The 12,332-nt window shown below is 61.1% G+C and carries 10 protein-coding genes; 6 read left to right on the plus strand and 4 right to left on the minus strand.

Annotated features, from left to right (window positions below; translation table 11 throughout):
- The first annotated feature begins 253 nt into the window (after positions 1 to 253).
- The 3 genes from HQL56_00160 to HQL56_00170 are packed head-to-tail and all read left to right on the plus strand — an operon-like array spanning position 254 to position 3,784.
- On the plus strand, positions 254 to 1,318 hold the full coding sequence (locus tag HQL56_00160) for a fructose-bisphosphate aldolase class II (protein MBF0307926.1): 1,065 nt from the start codon (positions 254 to 256) through the stop codon (positions 1,316 to 1,318).
- A gap of 4 nt (positions 1,319 to 1,322) precedes the next feature.
- Positions 1,323 to 2,897: a caspase family protein gene (locus HQL56_00165; protein ID MBF0307927.1), complete on the plus strand. Its 1,575-nt coding sequence runs from the start codon at positions 1,323 to 1,325 to the stop codon at positions 2,895 to 2,897.
- Positions 2,894 to 3,784 carry a formylglycine-generating enzyme family protein gene (locus HQL56_00170; GenBank protein ID MBF0307928.1) on the plus strand — a complete coding sequence of 297 codons (891 nt, stop codon included), beginning with the start codon at positions 2,894 to 2,896 and terminating at the stop codon, positions 3,782 to 3,784. The genes HQL56_00165 and HQL56_00170 overlap by 4 nt, the downstream gene beginning before the upstream one ends.
- Positions 3,785 to 3,931: 147 nt before the next feature.
- On the opposite strand, the gene HQL56_00175 is transcribed toward HQL56_00170, so the two are convergent.
- Together HQL56_00175 and HQL56_00180 are read right to left on the minus strand one after the other, a co-directional pair.
- Positions 3,932 to 5,662 carry a radical SAM protein gene (locus tag HQL56_00175; GenBank protein ID MBF0307929.1) on the minus strand — a complete coding sequence of 577 codons (1,731 nt, stop codon included), beginning with the start codon at positions 5,660 to 5,662 and terminating at the stop codon, positions 3,932 to 3,934.
- On the minus strand, positions 5,659 to 6,684 hold the full coding sequence (locus HQL56_00180) for a TIGR04283 family arsenosugar biosynthesis glycosyltransferase (protein MBF0307930.1): 1,026 nt from the start codon (positions 6,682 to 6,684) through the stop codon (positions 5,659 to 5,661). Before HQL56_00180 ends, HQL56_00175 begins: the two co-directional genes overlap by 4 nt.
- A 133-nt stretch (positions 6,685 to 6,817) precedes the next feature.
- Here HQL56_00180 and HQL56_00185 point away from each other — a divergent pair, with 133 nt between their 5' ends.
- From HQL56_00185 to HQL56_00195, 3 genes are read left to right on the plus strand one after another with little or no spacing between them, the layout of a single operon-like run.
- Complete coding sequence (locus HQL56_00185) at positions 6,818 to 7,222, plus strand: hypothetical protein (GenBank protein ID MBF0307931.1); 405 nt, start codon at positions 6,818 to 6,820, stop codon at positions 7,220 to 7,222.
- A 6-nt stretch (positions 7,223 to 7,228) separates the two neighbouring features.
- On the plus strand, positions 7,229 to 8,173 hold the full coding sequence (gene ftsY, locus HQL56_00190; GenBank protein MBF0307932.1) for a signal recognition particle-docking protein FtsY: 945 nt from the start codon (positions 7,229 to 7,231) through the stop codon (positions 8,171 to 8,173).
- Between the two features lie 9 nt (positions 8,174 to 8,182).
- The gene (locus HQL56_00195; GenBank protein MBF0307933.1) at positions 8,183 to 10,192 is read left to right on the plus strand and encodes a lytic transglycosylase domain-containing protein; all 2,010 of its coding nucleotides are present in this window, start codon (positions 8,183 to 8,185) and stop codon (positions 10,190 to 10,192) included.
- Between the two features lie 28 nt (positions 10,193 to 10,220).
- Here HQL56_00195 and HQL56_00200 read toward each other — a convergent pair whose 3' ends face one another.
- Positions 10,221 to 11,090, minus strand: coding sequence for a chemotaxis protein CheR (locus HQL56_00200; protein ID MBF0307934.1), 870 nt, complete (start codon positions 11,088 to 11,090; stop codon positions 10,221 to 10,223).
- Positions 11,091 to 11,102: 12 nt separating this feature from the next.
- Positions 11,103 to 12,305 (minus strand): chemotaxis response regulator protein-glutamate methylesterase, encoded by a 1,203-nt coding sequence (locus tag HQL56_00205; GenBank protein ID MBF0307935.1) that lies wholly within the window; start codon positions 12,303 to 12,305, stop codon positions 11,103 to 11,105.
- Positions 12,306 to 12,332: the final 27 nt, after the last annotated feature.

A 12,332-nucleotide genomic window follows, 5' to 3' on the forward strand; every position in this document is an offset into this window, starting at 1 on the left:
CTCCCGCAGCCAAGCCGGGATATATTTATAATCATTTGACTTTCAATATTTTACCTTTTAAGTGTCAAAAAAAGAAAATGTTCTATCCTTTGACTTTTTTGAGCCAAGCGCAAAACTGCGAAGTAAGGTGTTGGAGCGATCTAAATATTTTGGAAATGAAAAATCAACAGACAGAACATTTTCTTTTTTTGATATTTAAAGGATAAAATATTAAAAGTCACTCGCTTCCCGTTTGAGTTTCAGGAGGGTTATCATGCCTTTGGTCTCCATGCGGCAGCTTCTCGATCATGCGGCGGAACACGGATACGGGCTCCCCGCCTTCAACGTCAATAATATGGAGCAGGTGCGCGCCATCATGCGCGCCGCCGCCGATACCGACAGCCCCGTGATTTTGCAAGCCTCCGCCGGAGCGCGCAAATACGCCGGCGAACCCTTTCTGCGTCATCAGGTGCTGGCGGCCCTGGAAGCCTATCCCGATATTCCGGTGGTGATGCATCAGGACCACGGGCAGAGCCCGGCGGTTTGCCTGGGTGCCATTCGCAGCGGCTTCACCAGCGTGATGATGGACGGCTCCCTGAAGGAAGACGGCAAAACCGCCGCCACCTATGCCTACAACGAAGAGGTCACCCGTCGGGTGGTGGAGATGTCCCACTGCCTGGGGGTCTCCGTGGAGGGCGAACTGGGGGTGCTGGGTTCCCTGGAGACCGGCAAGGCGGGGGAGGAGGACGGACACGGCGCGGAAGGCCAATTCGGCCATGACCGCCTGCTGACGGACCCGGAAGAGGCCGCCCGTTTCGTGGCGGCCACCAAGGTCGATGCCCTGGCCATCGCCATCGGTACCTCCCACGGGGCCTACAAGTTCAGCCGCAAACCCACCGGTGACATTCTGGCCATCGACCGCATCAAGGAGATCCACGCCCGTCTGCCGGACACCCATCTGGTGATGCACGGCTCCTCTTCCGTGCCCCAGGAGCTGCTGGCCATCATCAACGAGTTCGGCGGGGCCATTCCGGAGACCTACGGCGTGCCGGTGGAGGAGATTCAGACCGGCATTCGCCATGGGGTGCGCAAGATCAATATCGACACCGACCTGAGGCTGGCCATGACAGGAGCCATTCGTCGCGTTTTCGCCAAGGATCCCAAGGAGTTCGACCCCCGCAAGTACCTCCGTCCGGCGGAAGATGCCGCTTATGCGATCTGCAAGGCCCGGTTCGAACAGTTCGGCACCGCCGGCAACGCCTCCAAACTGCGGGTGATTCCCCTGGATGAGATGGCCAAACGTTATGCGGCGGGCACTCTGGACCCGCGGATTGCCTGAGACCATGCCACGCCTCCTCTCCTTTCTGGCCATTGCCGCCGTGACGGCGGCCCTCTTCGGGGGACCGTCCCAGGCCTGGGCAGCCAAGCGGGATCCCTGCCCCGTGGCTCGGGAACTGGCCCAGAAGGGCATGGATCTCTTCGACGGACAGCAGCGGGAAAAGGGTGTCGCAGCCTTGAAGGAGGCCTACGGCCTCTGCCCCGACGATCTGGATGTGGGCTACAATCTCGGCCTGGCCCTTTTCCAGACCGATCGCCACGAAGAGGCCCGTTTCACCTGGGAAACGGTGTTGCAGAAACATCCCGAGGATCTGCGCAGCAACGCCAATCTGGCCTGGTCCTACTTCATGCTGGGGCGGGATGAGGCCGCCCATCTCAAGGCCTTCCAGCAACTGCGCAAGCATCCCGGCCAATTGTCCCTGGCCCATACCGAGGTCTACGCCCTGTTTCGCATGGGGCGCTATCTGGAGGCCTACGACTGGCTGGATCGGGCCCAGTTGGAAGGGGTGAGGGCGCAACGCTGGCGGGAGCAGGCCGTCACCTTCGTGGTGGAGGATCTGTGGCGCTCGTTTCGCGAGGGGCGTCGTCTGGAACCCATCCAGGAGGTGGTCAACAAGCTCATCGAAGAGTATCCCCAGGAAAAGGCCTTTGTGGCCGCCAAGGACAAGCTGGTGCTGGCGGCGGTGGACCCCGAGGCGGAGGTGCCGTTCCGTCTTGACCTGCCCCACGACTCCTGGCCCAAAAGCGGCGATGTGGATGACAACCGCGAGGTGCTCGACGATTTCATCCATGCGGTGCCCCCGATGGTCAACTGGAGTCGGCGCACCGACGCCTTCGGCCTGTTCGCCGGTGTCAAACAGTATCTGCGCACCGGAGGCCATCCTTTTGGCGACCGGGACGCCTCCAATCTGCATCGCTTGTTGACCACTTGGGGCTACCTGCCCGCCGCCGACGAGCATGCCCGTCTGCGGGTTGACCGGGAGGCCACGGCGCTGAATCTGCGCCAGGATCTGGAGTGGTTGCTGACTCAGGGTCGGCTGAACCCCAACGCCATGCTGATCTTCTATTTCTCCGGACACGCCATCTCCCGGGAGGGAGCGGCTGCGGGGGAGCGGGAGGTCTGGTTGCTGCCTTTCGAGGCCCATGCCGATCAGGTCGCCACCCAGGGGGTTTCGCTGAACGCTTTCCGCAACGCCCTGGCAACCCTGCCCAATCGGGAGGTGATGGTCTTGTTGGATGTTTGCTTTGACGGCTCGCCGCGTTGTGCCGGGTCGAAAACGGTTTCCAGCGCCCCGCCACCCTCCTATTTCGATATCGGCAAACCCTGGGCCGTGGCCTCCCTGTCGGGACCGGCGAGTTCTTACGGACCGGGGCGACAGGGTGCCTTCAGCTATTTTCTGACCAAAGGCCTGCTGGGTCAGGCCGATGGCAAGGTGGACGGGCAGACGGACGGTTGGGTCGATCTGGAAGAGGCGCTTTTTTACGCCAAAGAGGCCATGGCTTCCCGCAGTTTGGGGCCGGAGCCGCAACGGCGTTCCCCGGCCCGCCTGCGTGTGACCCGAGTGGGAGGTGAACAATGAAGCGCCTGCCTCTCCTGGGACTCGGGCTGGCCCTGTCGATGGGCGTGAGCCAGCCCGCCTGCGCTTTTCTGATGGATGAGTGGGCACCCATCGCGGCGGAAAGTGGGGACAATACCTCCCGCACTGCGTTGGAGCCGGGGGTTCCCTGGCAGGAGGGTACCAGCGGCATGCGCTTTCAGTGGATTGCCGCAGCCTGTTACGCCATGGGCAGCCACCCGCAGGTGGAGGACCGGGAGACCGACGAAGGGCCGGTTCATGAAGTGTGTGTAGACGGCTTCTGGCTGGCGGACCGGGAAGTGACGCAGGGGCAGTGGCGCAGCATCATGCGCACCAACCCCGCCATGTTCCGCAAAGGGGACGACTACCCCGTGGAGCAGGTGAGTTGGGAGGATGTGGAGGCTTTTCTCAAGCGCATCAACGGCTTGTATGAAAACCGGGCCCACTTTCGTCTGCCCCGGGAAGCGGAGTGGGAGTTCGCCTGCCGCAACGCCGGGGAACGCATGCGTTATCCCAACGGCGAGTCACCCAACCAGAGCGGCTGGTATGCCGAGAACGCCAGCGGGGGCAGTCATCGGGCCGCCACCCTGGCGGCCAATCGCCTGGGGTTGTACGACATGGCGGGCAATGTTTGGGAATGGACCGAGGATGCCTATTTCAGTGACGCCTACTCCCGTCATGAGCGGCAAAATCCCCTGGTGACCGGTCGATCCGTCTACCGGGTCATTCGTGGGGGTGGGTGGGGAAGTCAGGCGGCCAAGCTGCGTTGCGCCAATCGCGGGTTCGAGCTTTTTTCCGTGAAACGTTCCGATCTGGGGTTTCGCCTGGTGGTCGAAAAGGCCATCGAGAAGCCCAAGCCACCACCGGAGGTCAAGAATCTGCCCTTCTGAGGGAAGAATCGGTTGACTTTCAATATGTTCCTTTAAGTATCAAAAAAAGGAAATGTTCTGTCCTTTGACTTTTTGAAGAAATTCAAGAAAAAGTCAAAGGACAGAACATTTCCTTTTTTTGATATTTAAAAGATAAAATATTGAAAGTCAAAAATTTATAGTTTGAGTTTTTGTAACTTCCTGAAAATGCAAAGGATTCTCTTTCAGTAAGCGCCGGGTCAGATGCAGCCTGACCTCGGCGGACTCCGTCAGACGATGCAGCAGATGATGGGGACTGGTGGCCGTTCGGGCCACGGCGTCGAGATCCCCCGCACACTCCTGATAAAGGCGGGGAAGACTCGGGTCAAACCCCGCCAGGGCCCGGATCAAGGGATCCTTGTCGCGCCGGGCGGCAATCGTTTCCAGCCGCTCCTCTCCAAGCTGTCCCAGGGTTATATGGGTCGCGCCCCCCAGCACCACCTGCCCATCCATCCGCACCATGACATCCACTTCGAAGGGATCCCTCGGCGGGATACCCCTTTCCAGGTAAGCCTCCAGTTCCAGAGAGTTGGGCAGCAGCTCCACGGGGTCGAGTCGTTCCGCCCGGCCCATGCCGTCCACCTGGGCGCTCATCCAGAAGAAGGGTAGTTGTCGGGGATGATCCGTGAGCCGGAACTGGCCCTGTTGAAACGGATAACCGATGCGATCGGGCCGGGCGGGATCCCGTCGGGCCAGGGAACTCCGGCTCTGGCTGATCCAGTACATGGCCCGGTTGCGTTCGCGCAGCTCCCGCTGCAGTCGACCCAGAACACCTTCCCGGAATACCGCCTCCGAAAAATTGAGCCGTTCCAGTCGATGCAGCAGGGCAACTTGAATCCGGGGGTCGGCGGGAACGCTGGTCAGACAATTGGCTATCCAGGCGATGGGAATGCGTTCCTGCAGTCTGCCTTCCGGGGGAGTGGGGTAAATCTCCTGATGAAAGGCATCGCAACTGAACTGCAGCAGCAGACCGGCCGGGCGGGCTTTGCGGGGACGTTGGTTCAAGGCCTCCAGGCAGTTCCGGTAGAAAGAGACGACTTCCTCTTCACACTTGCCCAGGGTGCCGTTGAGGATGATGGCAAAGGTGGTCACGGCGGGCAGGGTGGCGACGGCCTGCAAGAAGAGGTCGATATGGCGCTCCGCTTCGCCGCCGGAAAAGAGCAGATGCGGGGCGAAGCGGCTGGCGGCCTGAAGAATCTCCTCCGGGGGACGGGCCTGCCCTTTCAGGGTGGGGCGCCAGGCGAAGAGACAGTGACGGCAGGATTGGCGGCAGGCCAGAGTGGGCACGATGCCCGCCTTGAGGCTGGGCAGCGGTGAAAGAGAGCCCTTTTTCAAACCGTCCACCAGGGCGAGGCGTTCCCGGTCCGGACTTCCCCCAACCTGCCGTGCAATCTGTTTCTGCCGTTGACTGAGGCGTCGCAGGGCCGTTTGCTCCTCCTCCGGATGATCCGCGGGGCAACAGGCCAGGGCCTGGGAGACGGCCTTGACCGGATCCTCTCCGCCCTGCTGCCACCAGTGCAGCACCGCCTGCCGCCGGGGATCTCCCGGAGGCTGCTCCCGCCAGAAGGTCAGATATCCCTGCAGAAAGCTGCCGTCACTGACCGCCTGGTTCATGAGGGGGCCAAGGTAGGTTTGGGAAGGGTGGGTGAAGAGACCTGCCACGGCCTGCCCGCGCCAGCGCACATGAACGAGCCGTTGCAGCTCCCGGTAGGCCTGCAGGCAGCTCAACGGATCCAGGAGGTAGGAGGGCAACTCCTCTCGACGGGCGCGATCTTCGAGGTGTTGGCTTTCCCGGTTGCACCGGGCGCGAATCCGGCGCAACTGCGCGGCAAGGTACTCCTCCGTCAGGTCCGGTTTCATGGCCGTGAAGCCTCCAGGAGTCGATAGGTTCCCCAGAGCAACCCGAAAAGCAGGAAGGCCAGCACTCCGAAGAGACCGTCAAGAGGCAGAATACGCAGAGCCGGGGCCAGCAGGTGATCATGCACGACCAGAAGAGGCCTGACCTTGCGAAAAAGGAGAAGATCCAGGAGGAGCAACGGCTGCCACAGCTCCTGCCGCAGGCAGGATCCCGCCTGGTACCAGAAAGACAGGAAAGACTTCTGTCGGACTTCGTGATGAAAAAGGGCGAAAAAAGGCGCCAGAGCCCGTTTGGGGTTTCTGCCCTGGGCGCGATAGAGATCCGGTGCCCGGTGCAGAAAATCGGGGCATCCCGCCTGCCAGGCCAACTGGATCAGGGCATTGAGAACCATGCGTCCGCTCAGACCTTCCTGTTGAAAGCGTCGTGAGGAGGTGAGCAGATGACCGGGCAGGGTGATCCACCGGCCACGCCGGGCAATACGACGGGCCATCTCCTCGTCTTCCATGTAGGGCAGACTTTGGTCGAATGGCCCCAGTTCCCGGAAAAACCCGGTGGAAAGCAGCAGCCCTTGGTCGCCATGGATGGTTCCCGGTCGATTGCTACGGGTTTTAACCTCCCAATAACGGGGTGGTCGGCCTTTGCCGGGAATGCCGTCGAAAAGAAGCGGAAAGTGACCGGCAATGCGGTCATGCCCCGCCAGACGTTGCGCACTCACCAGGCAGGCGATGGCCTTTTCCAGAAGGTCGTGCCGGGGCAGTCGGGAGTCGGCATGAAGAAAGAGCAGAAAATCACTCCGGGCCGTTTCGGCTCCCCGGTTCAACTGCCGGGCCCGTCCGGGTGAGCTGGCGAGGAGTCGGCCGTTGCCCTTCCGGGCGATGGCGGCGGTGTCATCCACGGATCCCCCGTCGACCAGGCAAATGTCGGCGCTCACCCCCGTCTGCCGATGCAGGTCTTCCAGGAGGCGGGGCAGGGCCTCGGCTTCATTCAGAACCGGAACGATGATGGAGAGCGAGTAGGGGGACATGGCCCTTCTTCGGGATGTAAATTCGCCCGGCAGGCGGCCTCGGGCATCGAGAGGGCATGACAAGATGGCCCTTCTTGCCCTATTGTGACAGAAACGAGGGGGCCTCCTCCAGGAAAAGGGCGCGTGGTCGAAAATGGTACAGGCCAAGGTGTTCGTTGTCATCGTCGGGCTGTTGGCTTTCATGGGTTCGCCGGGAGCGGCGGAGAGCCCATACGGCCAGTTGGTGGTATTCGAGAATCCGGGTTGCGGTACCTGTCTCCTCTTCGAAAAGGAGATCGGCAAAGCTTACCCGCGCACCGAGTTGGGACAGGAATTGCCACTGGTGCGGGTGAATACCTTTTCGGTACCGGAGGAGTGGACGCCGTTGGCGCAGACAGTCTGCTTCACGCCGACGTTTTTGATCCTCGACCGGGAGGGACAGGTGCGGGGGCGCTGGATCGGCTATCGTGGCGACGAGTTCTTCTGGAGCAATCTGGAAAAAGAGGTGGCTCTGTTGCGTCGGGAACAGCGGCGGGGTGAATCGGTACTGGCCCGCTGAGTCGGGATGAGGGGAGAGAGGGCAGTGGAGGAGAAGAAAGGCTTTTTCAGCCGGTTGAAGGAGGGTTTGAGCAAGACCCGGGAAAGTTTCGTGCGGCGCATGGACGCCATTCTGACCGGGCGCAAGGTGGACCAGGAGCTTCTGGAAGAGCTGGAGGCCCTGCTGATTACCGCCGATTTCGGTGTGGAAGTGACCCGGAAAATCCTCACCCAGGCCGAGGAGAAGGCCAAACGGGAGAAGATCGTCGACGGGGAGGCCTTTCGCGGCGTGTTGCGGCAGGTGATCGAGGAGCAGCTCTCCTGGCCGGAGCTCGATCTGGAGCAAAGTCCCCATAAACCGCATGTTCTTCTGGTCGTCGGGGTTAACGGGGTGGGCAAAACCACCACCATCGGGAAACTTGCCGCCCAGTTGGGCGAAGGGGGCCGCAAGGTCATGCTGGCCGCCGGGGATACCTTCCGGGCGGCGGCGGTCGATCAGTTGCGTCGCTGGGGGGAACGGGCCGGATGTCCGGTAGTGGCCCAGGAGGGGTCCGCCGATCCGGCAGCGGTCATTTACGACGCCTATTCCGCCGCCAAATCCCGACAGATGGATTTTCTCATTGCCGATACCGCCGGTCGTCTGCATACCAAGTCCAACCTGATGGAAGAGCTGCGCAAGATCAAACGGGTACTGGGACGGCAGGATCCGGCGGTCCCCCAGGATATCTGGCTGGTTCTGGATGCCACCACCGGACAGAATGCCGTCAATCAGGTTCGTCTGTTCCATGAGTCCATGGGGCTGTCCGGCCTGGTGATGACCAAGATGGATGGTACCGCCAAGGGGGGGGTGCTGGTTGGTCTGGCCTCGCAGTTCGGCATTCCGGTACGCTATATCGGAGTGGGTGAAGGCGTCCGGGATCTGCGTCCATTCGAGGCGAACGCTTTCGTGCGGGCCTTGTTCGAGCAATCGTGAGGAATCGACATGCGGTTTCATAACCCAGGGAAGGGGCTGCGGACCAGATGCCTGGCCGCGCTGGCAGGGGTGGGGCTCTGGATGACCCCGCTGTGCGGCTGGTCGGAAGAGGCCGATCTGGCCAAATTTCGGGAGCTGTTTACCGAATTGGAACAGGCGGACACCCTGGGCAGCGTGCTGAACCGGGAAAACTGGCCGGCGGATGATCATCTGCGCTCCTATCTGGAACTGGAGCTGCTTTTCCACCCCCGGTATCAGGTCACTTTTGCCCGATTGTGGGATTTCTTCCGGCGCTGGCCGGATCATCCCCACATGGATCGGGTGGCCAAGGTGATGACCCCGAAGATCCTCAAAGAAGGCAGCCAGGAGGTCTTCATGGCTTGGTTCAAGGTGCGGGAGATGCCGGAGGAAGATATCCGCAGCCGGTACCTGAAAGGGTTGATTCAGGCCAACCGCCGCCAGGAGGCCGTTCCCCTGCTGAAACAGATGTATCGCTTGGGGGACGAGTCCCTGGGCAGCGCCTTCAACTGGCTGGGCAGCGCCGCACCCACCCTGGTTCGCGAAGATCACGAAGTACGCGCCCGCGCGTTGGTGGACAAGGGCAACTGGAAAGAGTTTCTGGAGGTGACCGCCCAACTTCCCGAGAGTTTTCGGTCCTATCTGAGGGCGCTGGATGCCGCCAAACGGGCCGATAAGAGCTTTGAGGAGCGATTCCAGGATCTGACGGAGGAGGACAAACGCTCCCCGGAGCTGTGGAAGGAGCGTATCGACGGTCTGCGCCGCAAGGGCTTGCGGGAGCGGGCCACCATCCTGTTGACCGGAGCGGAGGGCAAGTTCCTCAATCAGGCGGATCGCCTCATGCTGCGTTTTCGCATCGGTCGGGACCTAGTGGAGGAGCGATCCTTCGAAAGGGGGTTGACCCTGCTGAAGGCCAATATCGAGGAAGCCGGGGGCAAACTCGACGAGTCGGCTTGGCTGGCGGGTTGGTCCTCCCTGAAATTGGGGCGGCGTCAGGATGCCCTGGAGATTTTAAGCCGTCTGGGCGCGGACGGACAAAATCCGTTGCTGCGCTCACAGGGGGCCTATTGGGCCTCGCGCATTCTGCGGGTGGAAGGTCGGGATCCGCTGCCCATGCTCAATCTGGCGGCCCAGTTGCCCGATACCTTCTATGGCCAGTTGGCCATGGAGGAGCGGGATGGTCAACCTCCCAGTCTGTCGGGTTCCACCGCACTGCCCTGTCGCTCACTGGAGGGCATTCCCGGACTGGAAAGCGGATTGCGCCGTCTGGAACGGCTGCAAGCCGTGCGACGCTCCTTCTATAATCGGGAGGAGATTCCCTGGCTGGCCAAGCGACACAATCTGACGGTCATCGATCAGCTATGCCTCACGGAACGCTATGGTGCGCCCGATCAGGCCATTCGTCTGGCCGAGCCGCGTCGCAAGGAGGGGGAAATTCTCTGGCGCGGGCTCTATCCCATTCCCCCCTGGACACCGATCGGGGGCTGGACCTTGGACCCACCGTTGGTGTGGGGCGTCGGTCGGCAGGAGAGCCTCTTCTTCCATCGGGTGGAATCCTCCGCCGGAGCGCGCGGCATTCTGCAACTGATGCCGGCAACCGCTCTGGAAGAGTCCCGCATCCTGGGCATGTCCGCTGCCAACAAACACCGGCTGCAATTTCCCTCTTACAACATGGCTCTGGGTCAGTCCTACCTGAAACGCCAGTTGGGCGTGGTCAAAGGGGATCTGGTGCAGGCTCTGGTATCGTACAACGCCGGGCCACGGCGGGCCAAACAGTGGGAGGAGACGCGCCGCACCACCGACCCGATACTCTATATCGAGGAGATTCCCATCGCCGAAACCCGGGAATACGTCAAACGGGTCATTCGCGGCTTCGTTTTCTATCGCATGATGTTGGGCAAGCCCATCTCCATTCGCAACCTGATCGCGCCGGGAAAACCCGGTGTGGAGGCCTTGCTGGCCTCGGACAGCTATCGCTTCGATTTCCAGCCGACCAAATGAGGATGGGGCGAACGGGGGAGGGTTATTTTCAGGAAGCCAGGCAGAAGACATCCGGCGCCACGGGATAGAGCGGCGCCTGGCTGATTTGCAGGTTTTCCCCCGTTCCGGTGAAGAGAAACGCTCCCGGTTCCATGAGGTTGCACATGGCGGTCAGGGCGGCTTCACGGGTGGGAGTGTCGAATTGGCACAGGACGTTACGGCAAAAGATGAGGTCCATCTTCTCTCGAAGGAACAGACCCTCCTGACGCAAATCCAACAGGCGGAACTTGGCCATGTTGCGCAGTTCGGGGACGATGCGCACCTGCTGGCTGGCGGCGCTCTTGCTGCGCAGAAGATACTTTTTCTTCAGAGCCAGCGGAATGGGACGCACCCGGTCCAGACCATATATGGCGGTGCGGGCTTTGTCCAGCAGGCTGTTGGAGATATCGGTGGCCAGGATCTGGGAGCGGAAATTGAAGCCCGGGAAACGCTCGGCAAATTCACAAAAGACCATGGCCAGGGTGTAGGACTCTTCACCCGTCGAACATCCGGCGCTCCAGGCCATCAACGGTCGTTTGACCCCGACGCCGGCATTTTTGATCAAATCCGGCAAGGCCGATTTCATCAAAAACTCGAACTGGGCGGGATCGTGGAAGAACTCGGTGCGGTGGGCCAGAAGGAAGTCCAGCAGAATCGGCAGTTCTCCGGGCCCGGTCTCCTCATGCTGCAGCAGCTCGATGTAGGCTTTCAGTGAGGTGATGCCCAGGGTTCTGGCACGGCGCGTGGCCCGACCCAGGAGGTAGGTCTCCCGGTTGGGGGGAAAGTCCATGCCCTCCTGCTCCAGCAGAATGTCTCGCAGCAGACGATACTCCGGCGAGCCGGAATCCGATCCAGGGGGTGCCTTGGAACTCCTGTCCATGGTATGTCCGACTTATCCGCAAAGGCGCAGCACTTCCGCAGCGATTTGTTCCAGCGATTTCACCGTATCGACCCCGCCGTGTTTGATGGCCTCCTTGGGCATGCCGAAGACGACGCAACTGGCTTCGTCCTGAGCGATGTTGAAGGCCCCGGCGTCCTTCATCTCTTTCATGCCGCGTGCCCCGTCGTCACCCATTCCGGTCATGATGACGCCGACCACGTTCTTGCCAGCATAGCGGGCGGCGGAGCGGAAAAGCACATCCACCGAGGGGCGGTGACGGCTGACCAGGGGACCGTCCTTGATCTCGACATGATAACGCGCCCCGGACCGTTTCAGTAGGGTGTGGCGGTTTCCGGGAGCAATCAGAGCCCGACCACGCACTACGGAGTCATTATCCACCGCCTCTTTCACCTCGATACGGCACAAGGTGTTGAGACGATCGGCAAAGGCCCGAGTGAAGTTTTCCGGCATATGTTGCACGATCACGATGGGCGGAGCGTTGGAGGGCATCATCTCGAGAAAGACCCGCAACGCCTCGGTTCCACCGGTCGAAGCTCCCACCATCACCACCTTTTCCGTGGTTTGGATCATGGCTTTGGAACTGGTGGGCGCGGGGGGAATGACGGCATCCGCCGTCAGTTTGGGCTGCACGCCGCTGTGTTTGTTGAGAATCGGTGCGGAGGTCACCGAAGGGGTGGGGGTTGGGCTGGAGGTGCTGCCATTGGCTGCTACCCCGCCACTTCCACCATTGCCTGAAGCCGGAGCAACCGGGCTGAGACGCTTGGGGTCGCGCACCCGGACCCGGGTCATGGCTGCGGCCTTGACCGTGTCGCAGATGCGGATGCTCGACTCTTCCAGAAAGAGTTTGGTGCCGACCTTGGGCTTGGTGATGACCTCCACGGCCCCGTACTCCAAGGCCTTGAGGGCGGTTTCCGATCCTTCCGTGGTCAGGGTGGAACAGATGACCACCGGGATGGGGTGTTGCGTCATGATCTTGCGCAGGAAGGTCAATCCATCCATGCGCGGCATTTCCACATCCAGGGTGATGACATCGGGAACCAGTTGTTTGATGCGCTCCGCCGCCACGAAGGGATCCTGGGCTTGGCCGATCACTTGGATTTCGGGATCCGAAGAGAGGATCTTTTCCAGAGTCTGACGCACAACCGCTGAATCATCGACGATCAGAACTTTAAACTGCTTACCTACGGGCGGCATGGAAAACTCCTTACAACGAATTCCATA

The organism is Magnetococcales bacterium (assembly GCA_015231925.1).
Taxonomy (GTDB): Bacteria; Pseudomonadota; Magnetococcia; order Magnetococcales; family JADGAQ01; genus JADGAQ01.

Bases quoted from the DNA above. Each gene is read 5' to 3' on its own strand.
- HQL56_00160 (MBF0307926.1), top strand. From the start codon at position 254: ATGCCTTTGGTCTCCATGCGGCAGCTTCTCGATCATGCGGCGGAACAC.
- HQL56_00165 (MBF0307927.1), top strand. From the start codon at position 1,323: ATGCCACGCCTCCTCTCCTTTCTGGCCATTGCCGCCGTGACGGCGGCC.
- HQL56_00170 (MBF0307928.1), top strand. From the start codon at position 2,894: ATGAAGCGCCTGCCTCTCCTGGGACTCGGGCTGGCCCTGTCGATGGGC.
- HQL56_00175 (MBF0307929.1), bottom strand. From the start codon at position 5,662: ATGAAACCGGACCTGACGGAGGAGTACCTTGCCGCGCAGTTGCGCCGG.
- HQL56_00180 (MBF0307930.1), bottom strand. From the start codon at position 6,684: ATGTCCCCCTACTCGCTCTCCATCATCGTTCCGGTTCTGAATGAAGCC.
- HQL56_00185 (MBF0307931.1), top strand. From the start codon at position 6,818: ATGGTACAGGCCAAGGTGTTCGTTGTCATCGTCGGGCTGTTGGCTTTC.
- ftsY (MBF0307932.1), top strand. From the start codon at position 7,229: ATGAGGGGAGAGAGGGCAGTGGAGGAGAAGAAAGGCTTTTTCAGCCGG.
- HQL56_00195 (MBF0307933.1), top strand. From the start codon at position 8,183: ATGCGGTTTCATAACCCAGGGAAGGGGCTGCGGACCAGATGCCTGGCC.
- HQL56_00200 (MBF0307934.1), bottom strand. From the start codon at position 11,090: ATGGACAGGAGTTCCAAGGCACCCCCTGGATCGGATTCCGGCTCGCCG.
- HQL56_00205 (MBF0307935.1), bottom strand. From the start codon at position 12,305: ATGCCGCCCGTAGGTAAGCAGTTTAAAGTTCTGATCGTCGATGATTCA.